Origin of the sequence: Roseateles cavernae (assembly GCF_040187885.1) — a bacterium.
GTDB lineage: Bacteria > Pseudomonadota > Gammaproteobacteria > Burkholderiales > Burkholderiaceae_C > Roseateles_E > Roseateles_E cavernae.
The window spans coordinates 123,790-144,845 of sequence record NZ_JBDPLH010000001.1 but is presented as its reverse complement, the minus strand read 5'-3'; the positions used below and the strand labels follow the sequence as shown (position 1 = coordinate 144,845).

Annotated in this window: 17 protein-coding genes; 7 read left to right on the top strand and 10 right to left on the bottom strand. The window is 69.3% G+C overall.

What is annotated here, in order from left to right:
* Positions 1–17 precede the first annotated feature (17 nt).
* Together ABGI63_RS00680 and ABGI63_RS00675 are read right to left on the bottom strand one after the other, a co-directional pair.
* Positions 18–2,417, bottom strand: a complete 2,400-nt coding sequence (locus ABGI63_RS00680; RefSeq protein ID WP_349740553.1) for an alpha/beta hydrolase family protein — start codon at positions 2,415–2,417, stop codon at positions 18–20.
* Positions 2,418–2,450: 33 nt separating this feature from the next.
* Positions 2,451–3,419, bottom strand: coding sequence for an AEC family transporter (locus tag ABGI63_RS00675; protein WP_349740552.1), 969 nt, complete (start codon positions 3,417–3,419; stop codon positions 2,451–2,453).
* A gap of 157 nt (positions 3,420–3,576) precedes the next feature.
* On the opposite strand from ABGI63_RS00675, the gene ABGI63_RS00670 reads away from it, so the two are divergent.
* Positions 3,577–4,707, top strand: a complete 1,131-nt coding sequence (locus ABGI63_RS00670) for a serine/threonine-protein kinase (protein ID WP_349740551.1) — start codon at positions 3,577–3,579, stop codon at positions 4,705–4,707.
* Here the strand turns inward: ABGI63_RS00670 and ABGI63_RS00665 are convergent.
* Together ABGI63_RS00665 and ABGI63_RS00660 are read right to left on the bottom strand one after the other, a co-directional pair.
* Positions 4,665–6,191 (bottom strand): alkaline phosphatase D family protein, encoded by a 1,527-nt coding sequence (locus ABGI63_RS00665; protein ID WP_349740550.1) that lies wholly within the window; start codon positions 6,189–6,191, stop codon positions 4,665–4,667. The two genes, ABGI63_RS00670 and ABGI63_RS00665, sit on opposite strands and share 43 nt — an antisense overlap.
* Positions 6,192–6,202: 11 nt before the next feature.
* The gene (locus ABGI63_RS00660) at positions 6,203–6,985 is read right to left on the bottom strand and encodes a substrate-binding periplasmic protein (protein ID WP_349740549.1); all 783 of its coding nucleotides are present in this window, start codon (positions 6,983–6,985) and stop codon (positions 6,203–6,205) included.
* Between the two features lie 106 nt (positions 6,986–7,091).
* Here ABGI63_RS00660 and ABGI63_RS00655 point away from each other — a divergent pair, with 106 nt between their 5' ends.
* From ABGI63_RS00655 to ABGI63_RS00635, 5 genes are all read left to right on the top strand, one after another.
* Positions 7,092–9,572: a hypothetical protein gene (locus tag ABGI63_RS00655; protein WP_349740548.1), complete on the top strand. Its 2,481-nt coding sequence runs from the start codon at positions 7,092–7,094 to the stop codon at positions 9,570–9,572.
* A gap of 45 nt (positions 9,573–9,617) precedes the next feature.
* Positions 9,618–11,678, top strand: a complete 2,061-nt coding sequence (locus tag ABGI63_RS00650) for an ATP-dependent helicase (protein WP_349740547.1) — start codon at positions 9,618–9,620, stop codon at positions 11,676–11,678.
* A 92-nt stretch (positions 11,679–11,770) separates the two neighbouring features.
* Entirely contained in the window at positions 11,771–12,982 is a 1,212-nt protein-coding gene (gene alaC / locus ABGI63_RS00645; RefSeq protein WP_349740546.1) for an alanine transaminase, read from the top strand.
* Between the two features lie 94 nt (positions 12,983–13,076).
* Positions 13,077–14,645 (top strand): ABC transporter substrate-binding protein, encoded by a 1,569-nt coding sequence (locus ABGI63_RS00640; RefSeq protein WP_349740545.1) that lies wholly within the window; start codon positions 13,077–13,079, stop codon positions 14,643–14,645.
* 71 nt (positions 14,646–14,716) lie between these two features.
* The gene (locus ABGI63_RS00635; RefSeq protein ID WP_349740544.1) at positions 14,717–15,385 is read left to right on the top strand and encodes a lysoplasmalogenase; all 669 of its coding nucleotides are present in this window, start codon (positions 14,717–14,719) and stop codon (positions 15,383–15,385) included.
* Here the strand turns inward: ABGI63_RS00635 and ABGI63_RS00630 are convergent, their stop codons facing one another.
* The 6 genes from ABGI63_RS00630 to ABGI63_RS00605 all read right to left on the bottom strand — a co-directional run bounded on the left by ABGI63_RS00630 (position 15,386) and on the right by ABGI63_RS00605 (position 20,288).
* Positions 15,386–16,228 carry a LytR/AlgR family response regulator transcription factor gene (locus ABGI63_RS00630; protein WP_349740543.1) on the bottom strand — a complete coding sequence of 281 codons (843 nt, stop codon included), beginning with the start codon at positions 16,226–16,228 and terminating at the stop codon, positions 15,386–15,388. It lies immediately after the preceding gene.
* 10 nt (positions 16,229–16,238) lie between these two features.
* On the bottom strand, positions 16,239–16,652 hold the full coding sequence (locus tag ABGI63_RS00625; protein WP_349740542.1) for a hypothetical protein: 414 nt from the start codon (positions 16,650–16,652) through the stop codon (positions 16,239–16,241).
* Positions 16,649–18,094, bottom strand: a complete 1,446-nt coding sequence (locus ABGI63_RS00620) for a sensor histidine kinase (RefSeq protein WP_349740541.1) — start codon at positions 18,092–18,094, stop codon at positions 16,649–16,651. Before ABGI63_RS00620 ends, ABGI63_RS00625 begins: the two co-directional genes overlap by 4 nt.
* Positions 18,095–18,514: 420 nt before the next feature.
* On the bottom strand, positions 18,515–19,084 hold the full coding sequence (locus tag ABGI63_RS00615; protein WP_349740540.1) for a YceI family protein: 570 nt from the start codon (positions 19,082–19,084) through the stop codon (positions 18,515–18,517).
* A 37-nt stretch (positions 19,085–19,121) separates the two neighbouring features.
* Positions 19,122–19,706, bottom strand: coding sequence for a YceI family protein (locus tag ABGI63_RS00610; protein WP_349740539.1), 585 nt, complete (start codon positions 19,704–19,706; stop codon positions 19,122–19,124).
* A 24-nt stretch (positions 19,707–19,730) separates the two neighbouring features.
* Positions 19,731–20,288, bottom strand: coding sequence for a cytochrome b (locus ABGI63_RS00605; protein ID WP_349740538.1), 558 nt, complete (start codon positions 20,286–20,288; stop codon positions 19,731–19,733).
* Positions 20,289–20,453: 165 nt separating this feature from the next.
* Between ABGI63_RS00605 and ABGI63_RS00600 the strand changes: the two genes are divergently transcribed.
* A complete protein-coding gene (locus ABGI63_RS00600; protein ID WP_349740537.1) occupies positions 20,454–21,029 on the top strand; it encodes an HD domain-containing protein in 576 nt (191 codons plus the stop codon).
* Positions 21,030–21,056 lie beyond the last annotated feature (27 nt).

Here is a 21,056-nt window from a genome sequence, read left to right as displayed (position 1 = left end):
CGCGCCGCGCCGGGCTCTCAAGGGTTGGCGCGCGGATCTCCCAGATGGGTCCGCAGCCACTGGCTCATCTCCCACTGCACCTGGCCGACCGATTCGCGCGCGGTGTAGCCGTGGCCTTCGTGCGGCAGCGCCACATAGCGCACCGTGCCACCCAGGCCGGCCAGGGCCTGGTAGAGGCGCTCGCTCTGCATCGGATAGGTGCCGGAGTTGCTGTCTTCCTCGCCGTGTATCAGCAGCAGCGGCTCCCTGATCTGGTTGGCGTAGAGAAAGGGCGAGAGCTTCAGATAGGTTTCGCGGGCGTCCCACAGCGAGCGGCGCTCGCTCTGGAAGCCGAACGGCGTCAGCGTGCGGTTGTAGGCGCCGCTGCGCGCGATGCCGGCCTTGAAGAGCTTGGTGTGGGCCAGCAGATTGGCGGCCATGAAGGCGCCGTAGCTGTGGCCGCCGATGGCCATGCGGCGGGTGTCCGCCACGCCCAGCTCCTCGGCCTTGTCGATGATGGCGCGGGCATTCATCGTGATCTGCTCGATGAAGCCGTCGTTCATCGTGCGCGCATCGCCGACCACCGGCATGGTCGCGTCGTGCAGCACGACGAAGCCGTCCAGCGCCAGCAGCTGCGGGCTGATGCCGGCGAACGTCGCATAGCGGCTCGGCGCGCCGGCCAGCTGGCCGGCCAGCGCGGCGTCGTTGAACTCCAGCGGATAGGCCCAGACCAGCGTGGGCCGGCGCTCGCCCTCCTTGTAGTCGGGCGGCAGATGCAGCCAGAACGAGAGCTCGACGCCGTCGGCCCGCTTGAAGCTGATCAGCTCACGCTTGATCTTGCGCAGCTGCGGGCTCGGGTCCTTGATGCGGGTCAGCGCCTGCGCCGTCGCGCCGCCGTTGCCCAGTTCGCGCAGGTACAGATTCGGCGGCTCGACCGGGCTCTCGCGCTGCAGCAGCAGGCGCTTGTCGTCCAGCGTCGCCAGCGGCATCTCGTAGGCGCTGTCGGCCGACTGGAACAGGCGCTGCACGCTCAGGTCCTTGATCGACAGCCGGTCCAGGAAGGGGCGCTCGCCACGCGGGTTGGCGCCCTGGCCGATCAGGAAGATCTCGCCCTCGCGCGTGCTCTGGATCACGCTGTGGCCATTGGCCAGCGTGCGCATCAGCGGCGCGCCGGGGTGGCGGTAGCGTTCGCGCAGCGAGTGCTCGAACAGCGGCTTGCTCTGGCTGCCGTTGAGCGGCAGCAGATACGTACGGGTCCAGGCGCGCAGCCGGTCGGTCTCGGTCAGCAGCGCGTGCTGGCCATCGTCGAGAAAGCGCAGCCGCGTGAAGCGCTGCGGCATGCGCTGCACCTCGATGGGCTCGCCGTCATAGGGTGGGTCCAGCCGCATCACCCGGTCACGGAAGGCCACCCGGCTGTTCGGGTTGCCGCCGTCCAGCGCCTCGACCCAGTAGACCGCCGCATCCTTGGTCGGCGAGGGGTAGAAGATGCGCGGGCCGGGCAGCACGCCGTCGATCGCGACGCCGGCCTTCAGCGGCAGCTTGGCGAGCTCGCGCAGCACCCGGCCGTCGCGCTGGCGCAGCTCGATCACCTGCGGAAAATCATCCCAGGTCAGGCGGTAGCTGAAGGGGCGCACCAGGCGCTCGGTCAGCAGGTACTGGCCCTCGCCGACGCTGCTGACATAGGCGAACAGGCCCGGCTCGCCGATATCGCGGGACTGCGCGCTGGCCAGATTGACCAGGGTCATCTGCGAGCGCGCATGGTGCTCGAACAGGGCCTCGTCATGCGGCGACTGCAGCAGGTCGGGATAGCTGCGCTCGGGCGAGGCGCGGCCCTGATGCTCCTGCACCACCGGGCTGGGCTGGGCGCGCGGCGCCGCGCCGCGCCGCTTGGGTATCGTCAGCACGACCAGCTCGCGCGGGTTCAGCCAGGCCTGCTCGCCCTGGCCCAGCGCATTGCTCAGGCGCACAAAGGGAATCTGGCGCAGCTCGCCGCTGGCGGTATCGCCCATCCACAGCTCATTGCCCAGGTCGACGCGCCGCTCCAGCACGAAGCGCTGGCCGTCCGGCGCCCAGCTGAAGCTGTGAAAGCCCTCGCCGGGCAGCTCGACCGCTCGCTCCGGCGCGTCCGGCTGCAGCAGGCTGCGCAGGCGCAGGCGCCGCACGGTGGCCAGCGGCTGCGGCGTGCCGCTGGCCGCGTCGAAGCGTAGGCCGGCCAGGCGCAGCCCCGGGCGGGCCAGCTCGGCCAGGCTGTTGAAGCGCTTGAGTTCCAGCAGGGCCAGGGTCTGCTTGTCGGGCGAGGGCAGCAGGCGCGGCGGCGCCGGCGCGTCCAGCAGCTCGCGGATCGCGGTCGAGGGCTGGCGATAGCCGTTGGCCTGCGCCTGGAGTGGTTCGCCCAGGGCAACACAGAGCAGCAGAAGCAGGGCGTGGCGCAGGAGCATGGGCTTGGTGCAATCAGACAGCGCGCAACGATATCAGGCCGCCGGCCGGGCGCCGAGCAGCCAGGCCAGCGCGGTGAAGCTGAGGAAGGCCAGGCTGGTCGAGGCCAGGATGATGCGGGCCACGCGGCCGTTGTCGGCGCCGTAGCGCTCGGCCAGCAGCGAGACATTGCTGGCGCTGGGCAGCGCGGCGGCCAGGGTCAGCACCAGCAGCTGGAAGGGCGTCGGGCCGACGCCCAGCGCATGGGCCGCCGCGCCCAGCGCGAACACCAGGGCCGGATGGACGATCAGCTTGATCAGCGCCACCGGCAGGAACAGCGCCACCGGCGTGCGCGTGTGGGCATGCCGGCCGGCGCGCCACAGCACCGCGCCTATCGTGAACAGGGCCACCGGCGTTGCCGCATCGGCCAGCATCTTGACGACGCTGTCGACCGGGCCGGGCAGACGCAGCGCGGTGGCCGAGGCCACGGCCCCCAGCGCGATGGCCCAGGGCAGCGGATTCGACAGCGCGCCGCGCAAGGCCTGCAGCACGGCGCGTCTGGCATTGCCGGCGCCGGCATCGTGGGCGCGCGCCAGCGCGATGCACAGCGAGCTGGTGACGAAGAGATCGGCCAGCACGGTGCAGATCACCGGCCCGGCCGCGGCCGGACCCAGCAGCGCCACCAGCAGCGGCACGCCCATGAAGCCGGTGTTGGGAAAGGCCGCGACCAGTGCGCCGAAGGCCGCATCCTTCAGCTGCACCCGTGCCGACAGGGTCAGCGCGATCGTGAGCCCGACGATCAGCAGCGCCGCGAGCAGATAGAGGCCCAGCACGCCCGGGTTCAGCAGCTCCAGCACCGGCGTGTTCATGCCGAAGCGGAACAGCATGCAGGGCAGCGCGAAGAACAGCACGAAGCCGTTGAGCCCCGGGATCGCGCTCTCGGCCAGCACGCCGCGCTGCGCTGCCAGGTAGCCGCACAGCACCAGCGCGAAGAAGGGCAGGGTGACGGCCAGAATCGCTTGCATGGGGGCGGAGTATCGCAAGGCTTGGGCGGGGCCGCCGCCCGTGCACAAGTTCTCGCCGAGCGTGAGCGATTGCGCGCGACACCCCGTGTTGAGGGGGGAGCCGGGCGCCGCTGCGGCGTGGCTTGAGCCTAGGATGCCGGGCAAACCCTGAATACTCATGTCCTCCGCCCGTTTCTCCGCCTCCTTTCCCGCACCGGTCAGTGCCGGCTCCCCGCTGCCGACATCGCTGTCGGTCGGCGAGCGCCTGGGCGTCTGGCGCGTCGCCGCCGCCCTGCACGCCGGCGATTCGGGCCGCTGGTACCGGGCCGAGCATTCGCTGGCCGGCGATGTCAGCGCGGCGCTGCTGGTCTATCAGCAGAGCGCGGACGCGGCGGCGGTGCTGCTGCGCTTTGCCGAGCTGTCGGCGGCCCTGAACCAGCTCAGCCATCCGGCCCTGGCCACGCCGCTGGACAGCGGTCTGACCGCCGAAGGCAAGCCTTTTCTGGCCCTGCCCTGGCAGGACAAGGGCCAGCCGCTGCTGGCCGCCGCCGCCGAGCTGCCGCTGCGCCAGCGCCTGCAGCTGCTGCTGCAACTCTGCGACGCGCTGCAATACGCCCATGAGCAAGGCCTGCTGCTGCGCGAGCTCGATCCCGGTCTGCTGTGGCTGGTCAAGGGTACCGAGCTGCGGCTGATGGCCCTGGGCCTGGCCGAGCTGGCGCCCGAGCCGGACGCCGAGCCGCCGCTGTTCAGCGCCGCTGCCGCGCCTTTTGTCGCGCCCGAGCTGCAGCGCGGCGCCCAGCCCAGCCTGGGCAGCGAGGCCTATGCGCTGGGCGTGCTGGCCTGCTGGTTGATCAATGGCCGGCCGCCCAAACCCGATGCCAACGGCGTGCTGATGCCCTCGGCCGCCAGCCTGGGCGGCCTCAGCACCGCCGAGCGTTTCAGCCTCGAAGCCCTGCTGCAAAAGGCCATGGCCGCGATGTCGGTGACCCGCCATCCCTCGGCCCGCGAGCTGGGCGAGGATTTGCGTGCCTGGCTGGCCGGGCAGAACCATTCGGCCCTGGTGCTGCATCCGATGCCCGAGCCCAGTCCGGCGCCGGGCAGCCGCTTCATGCCGGCCTTCGACGGTAGCCTCAACACCCCGCCGCTGCAGCCGCGCGCCCCGCGCAAGCGCTGGCGCACCTTGCTGGCTGCCGGCGGCCTGGCCCTGCTGGCCGTGGCCGGCTGGGCCGGCCACCAGTACCTGGGCCTGGGCCTGGACGACCTGATTCAGTCGCTCAGCGCGCCAGCGCGGCCAGCCTCCACGACATAGCGCGCCTGGCGGCGCAGCGCACTGGTGGCATCCCAGGGCTGCTCGACCGCGCGCAGCTCCGCCTCCAGCCGGCCGGCGCTCAGCTCGAAGCGGATATAGCCGCGCTCGTCGCTGCGCGCATGGCGGATGTGCGGGTTGTGCGGGCGCATCTGGTCGAGCCGGCGCTGCGCCAGGCCGTTGCTGCTGATCGAGCTGCCGCAGAACTCGGTGGCGATCACCGGCTGGTCGGCGCCGCCGGCATGCAGATCGCTCACGTAGTGGGCATGGACATCGCCGCCCAGCACCACCGCATTGCGCACCCGCGCCGCCTGCAGATCGCGCAGCAGGCGCTGGCGGGCGGCCGGGTAGCCGTCCCAGCCGTCGGTCCAGTGCAGGCCGCTGCCTTCCTCGGGCGGCTGCCAGTTCAGCGGCGCCATCAGGGTCTGCTGGGCCAGCAGATTCCAGGGCCGCTCACGGTCCCAGCTCTGCGCCAGCCATTGCTCCTGGGCCTTGCCCAGCAGGCTGCGGGCCGGGTCCAGCAGGGCCGGGCAATCGCGCAGCGCGACGGTGTTGGAACCGCCCCGGCCGGGCTTGGGGCAGGCCTGGGGGTCGCGCCACTGGCGGTTGTCCAAGGTGATGATGCGGGCCAGCGCGCCCCAGTCGTAGCGCTCGTGCAGACGGAACTCGGCACCGCGCGGCCGCGCCGCCTTCGGAAAGGGCAGATGCTCCCAGTAGGCCTGGGCCGCCGCCGCGCGGCGGCGTGCGAAGCCGGGCTCCAGATGCTGGGAGATGTCGCCGGCATAGTCGTTCTCGACCTCATGGTCGTCCCAGGTCAGCAGCCAGGGCGCGGCCGCATGCATGGCTTGCAGATGCGGGTCGCTCTTGTACTGGGCATAGCGCTGGCGGTAGTCGTCCAGCGTGCGGCACAGCCCGCCCCGGTGGCGGCGCGCGGGCGTGCTGTCGGCTGCGGTGGCCGACTCATAGATGTAGTCGCCGAGGAACAGCAGCAGGTCCAACTCCTGGCCGGCCAGATCGCGCCAGGCCGCATATTCGCCGTGGTCCCAGCGCTGGCAGGAGGCGATCGCGAAGCGCAGGCGCGCCACCGCCGCGCCGGGCGCCGGCGCCGTGCGGCTGCGCCCGACCGGGCTTTGCTGGCCCAGCGCGCTGAAGCGGTACCAGTACCAGCGGTCGGGCTTCAGGCCGGCCGGCTCGGCATGGACGCTGTAGGCGCTGCCGGGCTCGGCCCGCTCGGTGCCGCTGGCGGCGATGGTCTTGAAGCCCTCGTCCTCGGCCAGCTCCCAGCGCACCGCGACCTGGGCCGGCAGCGCCTCGCCGAGCAGCCGGGTCCACAGCACCAGGCCCTCGGGGCGCGGGCAGCCGGAGGCCACGCCCAGCGTGAACAGCGGCGCGGCGGCCGGCGTCGCGGCATGGCTGACAAGAGCCGGCGCGCAGCCGGCGGCGAGGGCGGCCTGCAGCAGGCTGCGGCGACTGAGGGCGGTGTTCATCGGCGGCAAGCCTACTCGGGAATTTTGACCTTCCAGCGACGCGAGAGCTCGTCGAGTTCGCCGCTGGCGCGCAACGCGGCCATGGTGCGCTCGAGCTCGTCGCGCAAGACCTGGCCCCGGTGGTCGCGCGGGTAGGCAAAGTGGCCGCGCAGCTGGCCGATCGGCGGGCCGGCCGGCACCAGCTCGCCGGCCAGGCCCAGGCGCTGCAGCACCGGCTCGGTATTGCGCTCATTGCTGGCGAACAGGTCGACCCGGCCCAGGCGCAGCATCTGCAGGCCGGTGTTGACATCGCGCACGGTGCTGATGCGCAGGCCGGCACGGGCCTGCTCGTAGCTCTCGCCATAGGCCCAGCCCTGCACTTGGGCGACCGGGCGCTGGCCCAGCGCCGCATAGTCGCCGCGCCACAGCCCGCTCTGGGCGCGGCGGGCGTAGAACACCAGCGTGTCCTCGTAAAAGGGCTGGGGCGAGAACAGATAGCGCTGCTCGCGGTCGGCGGTGCGGTAGGGGCCGACCAGGATGTCGGCCAGGCCGCGCTCCACCATGGCCTGGGCACGCAGCCAGGGGTAGTGCTCGAAACGCAGGCTGTGGCCCAGCCGGGCGGCGGCCAAGGTCAGCAGGTCCACGCCCAGGCCGCTCGGCTCGCCGCCGGTCTTGGCGGCCTCGTAGATGCGCGGGAACTCGGTGCCCACAACCAGCAGCTCGCGCGCCTGCGCGGCCGACGCCCAGAGCAGCAGCAGGAGCGTCCAGGCTTGCAGCCAGCGACGGCCGAGGGCCAACACAAGGGCCATGCTCATGGTTCCGCTGTTGTACTAGGGGTTCCCAATGTAGCGCCTGCCGGCATGGGCTTGGCTATCATCCGCGCGACCCGGCGCGAGCCTGCGCCCCAACTCGGCCGCCCGCATGAAGCTCTCCGTGCCCGATTCCTCCAAGCGCTGGCTGGGCCTGGGCCTGGCCGCCGGCAGCGCCGGTGCCGGGCTGTGGCTGGCCTGGCACTACCCCTTGCAGCCCGGGCTGGCCTGCCTGCTGTGGCTCGCGGTGGCGGCGCTGGGCTTGGTGCGCTGGCAGGTCTTGCCGCTGCTGATTCCCGGCCTGGTTCCGGTGCTGGGATTCGCGCCCTGGACCGGTTGGATCACGTTTGAGGAGCTGGACCTGCTGGTGCTGGCCGTCGCCGCCGGCGGCTATGCGGCGCTGGCCCTGGGCGCGAAGCGCAGCGTCGAGCTGGCGCCGGCCTGGCAGCGGCCGCTGGCGTGGTCGGGCCTGTCCAAGCTGCTGCTGGCGCTGTTCTGTGCCTCGCTGCTGCTGGCGATCTGGCGCGGCGTCGAGCAGGCCGGGGGCTGGCGGTTTGGCTGGTGGCAGGGCTATCACGAGCCGATGAACAGCCTGCGCCAGGGCAAGAGCCTGTGGCTGGTGCTGCTCTTGCTGCCGCTGTGGCGCGCGGCCGGGGCGGCCGAGCCGGCCGCCGTGCAGCGCTGGTTCGGCCTGGCCATGCTGCTGGCCTTGGGTGGGGCCAGCCTGGCGGCGCTGTGGGAGCGGCTGGCCTATACCGGGCTGCTGAATTTTTCGAGCGACTACCGCAGCACTGCACTGTTCTGGGAGATGCATGTGGGCGGTGCGGCGCTGGACGGCTGCCTGGCGCTGGGCCTGCCGTTTGCGCTGCTGTGGGTGCTGCGCGAGCGCCGGCCCTGGGCTTTTGCCGCCGCGCTCGGCCTGCTGCTGCTGGCCGGCTATGCGGCGCTGACGACCTTCTCGCGCGGCGTCTATCTGGCCCTGCCGCTCGGGGCGGGCGTCTGCCTGCTGTTGCTGGCGCGCCAGCGCCGCGGGGAGCGTGCGGCGGGCCGGCCGGCCGCCTGGCCGCCCCGCGGGCTCGCGTGGGCGGTGCCCCTGGCCGTGCTGCTGGCATTCGGCCTGGCGGCCTGGCCGGTGTTCCAGGCCGGCGGCTACCGGGGCTTGCTCGCGCTGGCCGGCAGTGCGCTGCTGATGATGGTGATGCCGCCGCTGCGGCTGCGGCAGACGCGCGGGCAGCTGCTGCTGGCCCTGCTGCTGGCCCTGCTGGCAGCGGCCTTGGCAGGGGGGGTGAGCTGGCTGCTGGCGCTGGCCGTGCCGAAGTCGGCCTATGTGATCGATGCGCTGGTCGTGCTGAGCGGGCTGTGGCTGGCCTGGTGGCTGCGTGCCGGGCTGCCGCGCCATCTGAGCGTCTGCCTGATGGCGGGGGCCTGGTTCTGGAGCCTGGCCTGTGTGGTCGTGGTGGCCGGCAACCGGGGCGGTGAGCCGGCCCTGCAGCAGGCCTTGTTGCCGGTGCTCGGGCTGGCCTTGGCATGGACCGGGCTGCAGCTGCTGCCGGGCCCGGCGGCCGGGCTGCTGCCCGCGCGCTCCTGGCGGGCCAAGAGCCTGCTGTGGACCGGCTGCCTGATGGTGTCCGCCGTGGTGGCGGCGCTGGCCGGCGGCGCCTATGTCAGCGACCGTGTGGCCACCGGCCAGCGCGATCTGGAAGGTCGCTTCGAGCATTGGCGGCTGGCGCGCAGCCTGCTGGCCACGCCGCAGGACTGGCTGCTGGGCAAGGGCGTGGGCCGCTTCGCCAGCAATTTCCTGTTCGTCGGCCCGGCCGCCGAGCAGGTCGGCGACTACCGGCTCGTCGAATCGGCCCAGCCTCCCCATCTGCTGCTGAGCAGCGGTCAGCATGCGCTGGGCTGGGGCGAGCTGTTCCGGGTCAGCCAGCGCATCGCCGCGCCGCGCGGCGAACTGCTGCTGACGCTGAAGCTGCGCAGCGCCAGCGATGTGAGCCTGCATCTGGAGGTGTGTGAGAAGCATCTGCTCTACAACGCGGAATGCGTGGTCAAGAACCTGCCGCTGCAAAGCCAGGGCGGCGGCTGGCAGGCGCTGCAGGCCTCGCTCGGTCAGGCGCCGGCCCTGGGCGGGCGCTGGTGGGCGCCGCGCTTCGTGGTGTTCTCGATGGCCCTGGCTTCGCCGGCGAGCGCGGTGCAGATTGCCGAGCTGCGCCTGCGCGACGCGGCCGAGCCCGCCCTGCTGGCCAATGGCGACTTCTCGCGCGGCATGGCGCATTGGTTCTTCTCCAGCGACCGCCATCACCTGCCCTGGCATATCAAGAGCCTGGGCCTGCACCTGCTGTTCGAGCAGGGGCTGCTGGGCCTGGTCCTGGGTGTCAGCCTGGTGGCGGCGGTGCTGTGGCGCTGCAGCTTCGGCCATGCCCGCGCTCACGCCCTGGCGCCGGCGCTGGTGGGCGCGCTGCTCGGTTTCCTGATCGTGGGCCTGTTCGACAGCCTGGTCGATGCGCCGCGCATCGCCTTCCTGTTCTACGCGCTGCTGCTGCTGGGCCTGGGGCTGCGCTCGACCCGGGCGCCGCTGCCGCCTAGCATGAAATAGGGCGGGGCGGCTTGGCTATCATGCGCAGCCCCGCCCCAGTTCGCCATGTCCTCAGCCGTCTCCACCCTCAATCCCGCCCAGCTCGAAGCCGTCCACCACCTCAACGGGCCCTGCCTGGTGATCGCCGGGGCCGGCTCGGGCAAGACGCGGGTGATCACGATGAAGATCGCGCGCCTGCTGCAGGCCGGCTATGCGGCCAAGAACATCGGCGCCATCACCTTCACGAACAAGGCCTCGCAGGAGATGCGCGAGCGCGCCCGCGATCTGGTGGGCCCGCGCGCGGCCAAGGACCTGGTGATCTCGACCTTCCACAGCCTGGGCGTGCGCATCCTGCGCTCCGAAGGTCATCTGGTCGGGCTCAAGGAGCAGTTCTCCATCCTCGACAGCGACGATGTGCTGGGCCTGCTGCGCGATGCCGGCGGCACCACCGACGCCAAGCAGGCGCGCAGCTGGCAATGGACCATCTCGCTGTGGAAGAACCAGGGCCTGACGGCCAAGCAGGCGTTGGCCGCCGCCAAGGACGAGGACGAGCGCGCGACGGCCGTCGTGATGGAGCGCTACCAGGAGCGGCTGGCGGCCTACCAGTCGGTGGACTTCGATGACCTGATCTCGCTGCCGCTGCGCCTGCTGCAGGACTTCCCCGAGGCGCGCGGCAAATGGCAGGACACCCTGCGCTATGTGCTGGTGGACGAGTACCAGGACACCAATGCGGTGCAGTACGACCTGCTCAAGCAACTGGTCGGCGAGCGTGCCCATTTCACCGCCGTGGGCGACGACGACCAGAGCATCTACGGCTGGCGCGGCGCGACGATCGAGAACCTGAAGCGATTGCCGACCGACTTCCCGGCACTGAAGGTGATCCCGCTGGAGCAGAACTACCGCTCCACCGGCGCCATCCTGCGCGCGGCCAACAACGTCATCGCGGTCAATCCGAAGATCTTCGAGAAGAAGCTGTGGAGCGAGTTCGGTGACGGCGAGCCGGTGGCCCTGATCGAGAGCGACGGCGAGGAACACGAGGCCGAGCGGGCGGTGGCTCGCATCCAGGCGATCCGCGCCAATGCCGGCGGCGTGCAGTTCAAGGATTTCGCCATCCTGTACCGCGCCAATCACCAGGCCCGCGTGTTCGAGCAGGCGCTGCGCCGCGCCGAGATTCCCTACAAGGTCTCGGGCGGCCAGAGCTTCTTCGACAAGGCCGAGATCAAGGACCTGTGCAGCTGGCTGCGCCTGCTGGTCAACCCGGACGATGACCCGGCCTTTCTGCGCGCGATCACGACGCCCAAGCGCGGCATCGGCCACCAGACCCTGGGCAGCCTGAGCCAGTTCGCCGGGCGCTGGAAATCCAGCATGTACGAGGCCTTGTTCGCCGAGAGCCTGTCCACCGCGCTGAGCACCCGCGCGATCAGCGGCCTGCATGAGTTCGGCCGCTATGTGAACGATCTGGAGTACCGCGCCCGCAACACCTCGGGAGACAAGGAGGCCAAGGCGCTGCTGATGGAGTGGCTGAAGGACATCGCCTACGAGCAGCACCTGATGGAGCAGGAGGAGAACGAGAAGGTCGGCGCGGCGCGTTGGGGCAATGTGCTGGACTTCGTCGACTGGGTGGCCAAGCGCTGCGGCGGCCAGATCAGCCAGGAGGGCGGCATCACCTTCGAGGAGCCCAAGCAGACCGTGCTCGAAGTGGCCCAGACCATCAGCGTGATCCTGTCGCTGGCCGAGCGCGGCGACGAGCAGGACCAGGTGACCTTGACCACCTTGCATGCCTCCAAGGGCCTGGAATGGCCGCATGTCTTCCTGGCCGGCGTCAACGAGGGGCTGCTTCCCTTCAAGGCCGACGACGAGGACATGACCCCGCAGCGCCTGGAGGAAGAGCGCCGCCTGATGTATGTGGGCATCACGCGGGCGCGCACGACCCTGGGCGTCAGCACCTTGCGGCGGCGCAAGAAGAACCGCGAGCTGGTGATGGGCATCCCCAGCCGCTTCATCCTGGAGATGAAGCTGCACGAGAACACCGTCAAGGAAGACCCGCGCGAAAAGCTCAAGCGGCTGCGCGCGGAGTTTGCGGCCAAGGGTGAGGCGAGCGCGGCGGCGCAGAACAAGAAGGACTGAGCGAGTCTTCGGTTAGCATTACTGCCGGATCGGCCCCCATCGGCCGATCACGTCGCTCGGACGGTTCCGGGCGCTTACGTGAGACACATCCCATGAGCACTGCCTCTTCAGGCAAGCGCCGCTTTGCGCGCATCGACCGCCTGCCTCCCTACGTCTTCAACATCACGGCCGAGCTGAAGCTCGCGGCGCGGCGGCGCGGCGAGGACATCATCGACATGAGCATGGGAAACCCCGATGGGGCCACGCCGGCCCATATCGTCGCCAAGCTCACCGAGGTCGCGCAGCGGCCCGACACCCACGGCTACTCGGCCAGCAAGGGCATCCCGCGGCTGCGCCGCGCGATCTCTCATTGGTACGACAAGCGCTATGGCGTCGCCATCAATCCCGACACCGAAGCCATCGTCACGATAGGCTCCAAGGAAGGCCTGGCGCATCTGATGCTGGCGACCTTGGACCGGGGCGACACGGTGCTGGTGCCCGACCCCAGCTACCCCATCCATATCTACGGCGCGGTGATCGCCGGCGCCGACATCCGCGCGATACCGGTGTCCAGCGAGCTGGACTTCTTCACCGAGCTGGAGAAGACGATTCGCGGCAGCTATCCCAAGCCCAAGATGATGGTGTTCGGCTTCCCGTCGAACCCGACCGCGCAATGCGTGGAGCTGGAGTTCTTCGAGCGCGTGATCGCGCTGGCCAAGAAGCATGACATCCTGGTGGTGCACGACCTGGCCTATGCCGACATCGTGTTCGATGGCTGGAAGGCGCCGTCCATCATGCAGGTGCCGGGGGCCAAGGATGTGGCGGTCGAGTTCTTCACGCTCAGCAAGAGCTACAACATGGCCGGCTGGCGCATCGGCTTCATGGTCGGCAACCCCGATCTGGTGGCCGCGCTGGCCCGCATCAAGAGCTATCACGACTACGGCACCTTCACGCCGCTGCAGGTCGCGGCGATCGCGGCGCTGGAGGGCGACCAGGCTTGCGTCGGCGAGATCACCGCCAGCTACCAGCGCCGCCGCGATGTGCTTCACAAGGGCCTGACGGAAGCCGGCTGGGCCGTCGAGTTGCCCAAGGCCAGCATGTATATCTGGGCCCGCATCCCCGAGCCCTACCGCGCGCTCGGCTCCTTGGAGTTCGCGCGCCAGCTGCTGGACAAGGCCAAGGTCTGCGTCTCTCCGGGCATAGGCTTCGGCGACCAGGGCGACGGCCATGTGCGCTTCGCGCTGATCGAGAACGAGGCCCGGATCCGCCAGGCGGTGCGGGGCATCAAGGCCATGTTCAAGGCGGACGGGCTGATCAAGGCCTGACCCTGCGGGACAGAAGCTTATGGGGAATAGGTATTTGCCGGACGCGGCGGATGCGGGCAGTATTCAGGGTTTTCCAGGACGAGAACCCCACCCCATGCGCCCCACCCGCCTTCTGATCGCCCCGCTCGTGCTGGCCCTTGTTGCCGGTGCGGCGCTTGCCAAACCCCTGCGCTGGGCCAGCCAGGGCGATGTGCAGAGCTTCGATCCGCACGCCTACAACAGCGCGCTGAACAACCAGTTCAACGCCTTTGTCTACGAAGGCCTGGTGGCCTATGACCAGCAGTTCACGATCGAGCCGGCGCTGGCCTCGAAGTGGACCCAGGTCGATGCGACGCACTGGCGCTTCGAGCTGCGCCCCGGCGTCAAGTTCCATGACGGCACGGCGCTGACGGCCGACGATGTGGTGTTCTCCTTCGAGCGCGCGCTCAGCCCCACGTCGAACTTCAAGGTGCTGCTGCAGGGCGTCAGCAGCGTCAAGAAGCTCTCGCCATCCAGCATCGAGATCACGCTGGCAGCACCCAACCCGGTGCTGCTGCGCCAGATCACCGGCGTGCGGATCATCTCGAAGGACTGGGCCAGCAAGCACAAGATCGAGAAGCCGCAGAACTTCGCGCAGAAGGAAGAAACCTATGCGGTGCGCAATGCCAACGGCACCGGTCCCTTTGTGCTGAAAAGCAGCCAGCCGGGCATCAAGACCGAGCTGAGCCTGAACCCGAACTGGTGGGGCAAGCTGAACGGCAATGTCAGCCAGATCGTCTACACGCCTATCGGCTCCGACGCGACGCGGCTGGCGGCCCTGCTGTCCGGCGAGATCGACTTCGTGCTCGACCCCGCGCCGCAGGACGTGCCCAAGCTGCGCAACACGCCCGGCGTCAAGATCATCGAAGGCGCCGAGTTCCGCACCATCTTCCTGGGCCTGGACCAGGCCAGCGATGAACTGGTCGGCAGCAGTGTGAAGGGTCGCAACCCCTTCAAGGACCTGAAGGTGCGCCAGGCGCTGTACCAGGCCATCGACATCGAGACCCTGAAGCGGGTGACGATGCGCGGTCTCGCGCAACCGGCCGGCTCGCTGGTCGCGCCGCAGGCCGATGGCTGGACGGCCGAGGGTGATCGCCGCCTGCCTTTCGACCCGGTGCGCGCCAAGGCCCTGCTGGCCGAGGCCGGCTATCCCGAGGGCTTCCAGGTGCCGCTGGACTGCCCGAACGACCGCTATGTCAACGACGAGGAAATCTGCAAGGCCCTGACCGCCTTCTGGGCCAAGATCGGCGTGCAGGCGCGGCTCAACAGCCAGGGTTCCAGCACCTATTTCCCTAAGCTGCAGCGCAAGGAAAGCAGCCTGCATCTCTTGGGCTGGGGTGTCGCGACCTTCGACGCGCTGTACTCGCTGCAGGCCCTGGTGCACAGCCCGGTCGGCGGCGATGGCAGCTGGAACTACGGCCGCTACGTGAACCCCAAGCTCGATGCGCTGATCGATGCCGCCAAGGTCGAGGGCGATGTGGCCAAGCGCCGCGGCCAGCTGATCGCCGCGCTGAAGATCGTGCAGGACGATGTCGCGGTGATCCCGCTGCACCACCAGGTCATCCCCTGGGCGGCACGCAGCAATATCAATCTGGTGCACCGCGCCAATAACCACATCGATGTGCGCTGGGTCCGCATCGACTGATGCGTCTGGGTCGCGCCTCTGAGGGCAAGCGCTAATTGGGGCCAGGTCTTGCGCCCGGCCAGAATGGGCGCATGCCCTTCCAACGCCTGCTGCTGCCCCTGCTGACCCTGATCAGCGCGCTGATCGCCATCGCCGCGCTGAGTCATACCAGCCTGCCGCGCGAACTGGCCTTCGTGGCCAAGCCGCTGACCACCGTGCTGATCATGCTGTACGCCTGGCCGCGTGGTGCCGATGCGCCCCGCCAGGCGCGGCTGCTGCGCCTGGGCCTCGCGTTCTCGCTGGCCGGCGATGTGGCCCTGCTGTGGCCCGAGCCGGGCTTTGTGCCGGGCCTGGTCTGCTTTCTGATCGCCCACCTGCTCTATATCGCGGCCTTTCGCCAGCACACGCGGCTGGCCCGGCCCTGGTGGCCCTGGCTGATGTTCGGCCTGATCGCCGGCTATGTGCTGAGCCGGCTGTGGCCGGGCGTGCCGGCCGCGCTGCAGATGCCGGTGCTGGCCTATGTGGTCTGCCTGGCGGCAATGGCGGCCCAGGCCTGGAGCTGGTGGCGCGCCAGCATCGGCGGCGCGCGCGAGCCGCTGGCGCGCTGGGCGGCCTGGGGCGGCACCCTGTTCCTGGCCTCGGACGCGCTGCTGGCGATCAACAAGTTCGCCGGTCCGCTGCCCGAGGCGGCGCTGTGGGTGCTGTCGACCTACTGGTCGGCGCAGTGGTGCATCGCGTCCAGCCTGCGCCGCGCCGCCTGATTACATGCCCTTGAACAGATGCGTGTAGCTGCGGCTGACTTCCAGCTTCTCGTTATTGCCCTTGACGCCGACCAGTTGGCGGCCGCGGAAGTCGCGGGTGACGCCAGCGATGGACTTCACATTGACCAGGGTCGAGCGGTGGATCTGCCAGAACAGCGCCGGGTCGAGCTCGTCGACCAGCTCCTTGATCGGCTTGCGTATCAGGGCTTCGAGTGTGGCGGTCTGTACCCGGGTGTACTTCTCGTCGCTGATGAAGAACAACACCTCCTCGACCGGGATCATCTGGATGGCCTGGCCGACGGTGGCCTGTATCCACTGCAGATAGCTGGGTGCACCGCCCGGATTCAGCTGGGCCGAGAGCTTGTGCAGCAGCTGCTGCAGCGGCGCGCTGGCCTTGTTGTCGGGCGCGGCCTCGGTGTCCTCGCGCAAGGCCAGGCGTTTCTTGATGCGCTGCACCGTCACCGTCAGGCGTTCGCGCTCGGCGGGCTTGAGCACATAGTCGGCCACGCCCTGCTCGAAGGCCTCGACCGCGTACTGGTCATAGGCGGTGATGAAGACGATCTCGGGCACCAGCCAGCTGTCGTCGTCGCCGGCATCGGGCAGCTGGGCGATCTGGCGCGCCGCGTCGACGCCGGTCAGGCCCGGCATGCGGATGTCCAGAAAGACCAGATCGGGCTTGTGCTCGCGCACCAGTTCGACGGCTTCGAGGCCGTTCTTGGCCTCGGCGACGATGTCCAGATCGGGCCAGACTTCCAGCAGCCGGCTGCGCAGCTGCTCGCGCATCAGTCGTTCATCGTCGGCCAGGACGGCGCGCACGCGGGGGGAGTTGGGGGTTTCGCTCATGGCCGCCATGCTAAGGGTTGGGGTGAGCGCGGCCGGCTCCGGGTTTGTCCGGGGTGCGGCGCAGTATCAGCCACAGCAGCAGGCCCAGCAGGAGCAGCGGCGACAGCAGCAGGCCGCCCATGCTCAGCAAGGCCAGCAGCGCCAGGCCCAGCAGGCCGGCGACGATCAGCAGCGGCAGCCCCAGGCCCAGCACCAGGGCCAGCGGCAGCACGACCAGCAGCACCAGCGTGACGATCAGACCGCCGAGCATCAGGCTGCCCCAATGCGCTGCATGCAGCTCGTCGAGTCCCAGGTCCTGGCCGTTGATGCTGACGCTGACACCCGGGTGGGCGGCAAACTCCTGCCAGATGAAGAAGCCGCCGGCCCCGGCCAGCAGCACCAGCAGCAGGCTCATCAAGAGCATCCATTGGAAAAAGCGCTTCATGCGGTGGCTCCTTCATCGCTGTGCTTGCGCGAGGTGGCATAAGGCACGGTGATCGTGACGACCGTGCCCGAGGGCTGGTTCTCGCTGACGGTGACGCCGGCCCGGTGGCCGTGCAGCAGCATCAGGCGCTCGCGGATATTGGCCAGGCCCACGCCGGTGCCGGCGGTGGCGGCGCGGCCGAAGCCCAGGCCGGTGTCGGCCACCGTGACGGCCAGCTTGCCGTGCACGATCTCGGCCTTGACGGTCAGCTTGCCGCCCTCGGCCTTGGGCTCCAGCCCATGCTTGATCGCGTTCTCGACCAGGCCCTGGATCATCATCGACGGGAATTCGGCCGACAGCAGGCCCTCGGGCACATCGATCTCGGTCTGCAGCCGCTCTTCCATGCGCACCTTCAGGATCTCCAGATAGGGCCGGATCACGGCCAGCTCGCGGCCCAGGTCGCGCCCGCCGTTGGCATTGGCCTCGCGCATCGTCGGCATCGAGGCGCGCAGCAGCGCGATCAGGTTCTTCTGCATCTGCGAGGCGCGCGGCGGATCGGTCTCGATCAGGTGGTCGATCGAGGCCAGCGTGTTGAACAGGAAATGCGGCTCCACCTGGGCCTGCATCGCCGCCATCCGGGCCTCGACCACCTGGCGCTTCAGCGACTCGGCCTCGGCCGTCTCGGTGGCCGCCGCCGCCTTGACCTCGGCCTGGATGCGGCCCTTGTAGGTGATCTTGATGATGGCCGAGGCGACGACCAGGAACACCGCCAGCTCCTGCAGGAAGTCGCCCAGCCGCACGGTGCGGATGCGCACCCGCGGCTCCTCGGCGGGCTCGATCCGCAGTGCTTCCCGTGCTGCCTCGGCGGCATCCTGCTTGGCCTGCTGGGCATCGTGAATCGCCTGCTGGGCATCGCGGGCGGCCTGCTGCAAGGTCTCCTTGGCCTCCTGCACCGCCTCGCGCACGTCGTCCCGGCTGACCGACTGAGGCAGCTTGATGTCGATCGAGGGCAGGCTGGGGTCGATACCGGCCTCGGCCGCCGAGGCGCCGGAGGCCGGCCGGCTGGCCACCCGCGGGATCACCCGTACACCGCGCTCGTCTATCGTCACGTCATAGCGTATGCCCTCGGGCGAGCTGGCGGGCAGCGGCGCCGGCTTGGCCAGTTCGACCGGTGCGGCCGGCGGCGCCGGGACTGCGGGCGGCTTGGCTCGTGCGCGGCGCGGCGCCGTTTCCTCGACGTGCTCGGTGATGCGCCAGGTGAACGGCGGCAGGCTTTGCAGCACATTGGTGCCGATCAGCAGCAGCACCGCCAGCACGGCAAAGCGCTTCCAGCTGATGCCGACCAGCCAGTTGGCATAGACATGGAAGCCGCGCATCAGCGCCGAGGACAGGGCCTGCCAGCGGGCGTAGGGCGTGGGCGTGCTGACGGCGGGCGGCGGAGGGGGGAAGGGAGGAGCGTTCATCGGTGGACCTTTTGATGCTCCGCACTGTACGCAAGCCGCGCGCAGGCGCCGATGGCGCTGCGATGCGGTGCCGCGACGAAGGGCTGAACTGCACCGGGCCGTGACAGCCGGTGATGCCGGCCCGACAAAGAACAAGGCCCCTGGGGTGAGCCAGGGGCCTTGACGGGATGCGGCTGCGCCCTCGCGCTAGAACATGGACTGGACGAAAAGAAGCAGCAGCACCATCAAGATGACCGCGAATTGAACGCCACGTTGCTGAAACATTTGGATCCCCCTCTGCTTTTTGACCGCGGCCATGCTAGGGAACTCCCCAGTATTTGGCTGTCCCCTCTTAGGGGGAACCCGCAGTTCTTGCGAAGTGGCATCTTGTCACAGGGCGCCGCTAGCGGCCGGCAACAGATGTTGCCGGATGTACCTGGCTTACTGCTTGATCGCCTCGACCTGGATCACCAGCTTGACGTTCTTCGGGAAGCCCCAGGCCAGGCCGTAGTCGACGCCCCACTGGGTGCGGTCGATGGTGGTCTCGAAATCGCCGCCGCAGACCTCGCGCTTGAGCATCGGGCTGTCGTAGCAGCCGAAGTTGCTGGCCTTCAGCGTCACCGGGGCGGTCTTGCCCTTGAGCGTCAGCTGGCCGGCGACTTCGCTGACCTTGTCGCCGTTGAACGTGAACTTGTCACCGACGAAGGTGGCGGTCGGGAACTTCTCGGCCGCGAAGATGTCGTCGCTCAGCAGATGCTTGTTGAACGGCGCGGTGCCGGTGTTGATCGAGCCGATGTCCAGGGTCAGTTCGACCTTGCCGGTCTTGGCGGCGCGGTCCAGCGTGACCGAGCCTTCCTTCTTGTCGAAGCGGCCGCGGTTGGTCGAGACGCCGAAATGGCCGATCTCGAAGGTGGCGAAGGTGTGCGTCGGGTCGATCGCGTACTTGACGGGCTCGGCCTGGGACAGCGAGGACAGGGCCAGCACGGCGGCGGCGAACAGGGCTTTTTTCATGGGTTTTCCGGTTGCAAGGGTGGAGGAATTGAGGATCTCAGAGCGGCGCGACGCCGTTGAAAACCAGCTTGAACTTGATCTGCACATCATTGGCGACGATGGAGGTGTCGCTCCACTCGCCGTCGCCGACCTTGAACTCCAGGCGCTTCAGGATGAAGCCGCCGGTCGCGGTGGACAGCGCGCCGGCCTGGGCCAGCGTGATCGGCACGACGATGTCGCGCGTCTGGCCCTTCAGCGTCAGCTTGCCGGCCACCTCGAACTTGCCCGCGCCGGTGGCCTTGACGGCCGTGCTCTGGAAGCTGGCCTGCGGCATCTTCTTGCTGTCGAACCAGGGTGCCTTGGCGAGCTCGCTCTCCAGCTCGGGCGCGCCCAGCGAGACGCTGGCCAGATCGATCGTGAAGCCGACCTTGCCGGTCTCGGGCTTCTTCGGATCGAAATTCAGCTGGGCCTCGAAACGCTTGAAACGCCCCTCGACCGGCACGCCCATCTGGCGGCTGGTGAAGCTGAGCTCGCTTTGAGCGGCCTGCAGCTGGGCGGGCTTGGCCTGGGCATGGGCCAGTGGTGCCTGCAGCAGGAGCAGGCCGGCGGCGACGGAAATCAGGGCGGTGGTGAGGGTTCGCATAGGACTGGGAATTCTTGGTGGGGTTCAGGAACGAGCGGGCAGCATGCGCAGCAGCAGGCCATCCTTGTCGAGGAGCTGGTGCTTCAGCGCGGCCGCCACATGGGCCACGACCAGGGCCGCCAGGCCATAGGCCAGCAGCTTGTGTGTTTGTTTCAGGGTCTCGGCCAGGGCCTTGTCGGGGGCGACGAAGTCGGGCAGCGGCAGCAGGCCGAACCAGACGATGGGGAAGCCGGCCGCCGAGCTGTAGGCCCAGCCGGCCAATGGCACCGCGAAGAACAAGGCATAGAGCAGGCCGTGAACCCAGTGCGAGGCGCGGCGCTGCCAGGCCGGGGCCGGCAGATCGGCCGGGGCCGGGCGCAGCAGGCGCCACAGCAGACGCAGCGCCGACAGGCTCAGGATCGTCACGCCGGCCCATTTATGCCAGTTGTAGAGCTTGAGCCGGCTCATTGAAAAAGGTTGATCGACCATATAGAGACCGACCCCGAAAGCGCCGACGATGGCCAGGGCCAGCAGCCAGTGGAAGGCGATCGCCAGCCCGTTGTAACGGGCCGGTGGGGTGGCATGGCGTGAGCTTGTTGGCATGGCGGTTCAGTCTGGGAGCTTGGGATGGAGTTTGCATGCCCAGACCGGGAGGGCGGTTCATGCCTCTTGAGGCTAGGGTTCAGTGATTTTGAATGGTTGCGTCATGCGCCGGTCACGCCCGCTGCGCAAGATGGTGGCTGCTGTAGTTTTCGCAGGGAGTCCGCCATGGACCTGATCGCCAAGATCGAAGCCTTGTTCATCCGCCGGGGCGCTTGTGCCTATGACGGTGAGCGACGCGAGAGTGTCAGCGCGCTGGAGCATGCCTTGCAATGTGCGCAGCTCGCCGAGTGGGCGCATGCCGACCAGTCCCTGGTCGCGGCGGCCCTGCTGCACGATCTGGGTCAGTTGCTGGACGGCGGGCCGAGCGACGATTTGTGCGATGACCAGCACGAGATCCGCGCGCTGGGCCTGCTGGCCACCGGCTTCGGCCCCGAGGTGCTGGAGCCGATCCGCCTGCATGTGCAGGCCAAGCGTTTTCTGGTCAGCACCGACGAGCGCTACGAGCAGGGCCTGTCGCCGGCCTCGCGCCACAGCCTGGCCCTGCAGGGCGGCCGCATGCGGCCCGAGGAGCGTCTGATCTTCCTGGCCCAGCCGCATGCCAGCGCGGCGCTGCAGCTGCGGCGCTGGGACGATCTGGCCAAGCACCCGGGCAAACGCACGCCGCCGCTGGGCTACTACCTGTGCCTGCTGGAAGATCTGCTGCGCCAGGCGCGCCGGCCGGCGCGCCTGGTGATCGCCTGAGTGCGGGCTGTGAGCTGATCTCCCTCT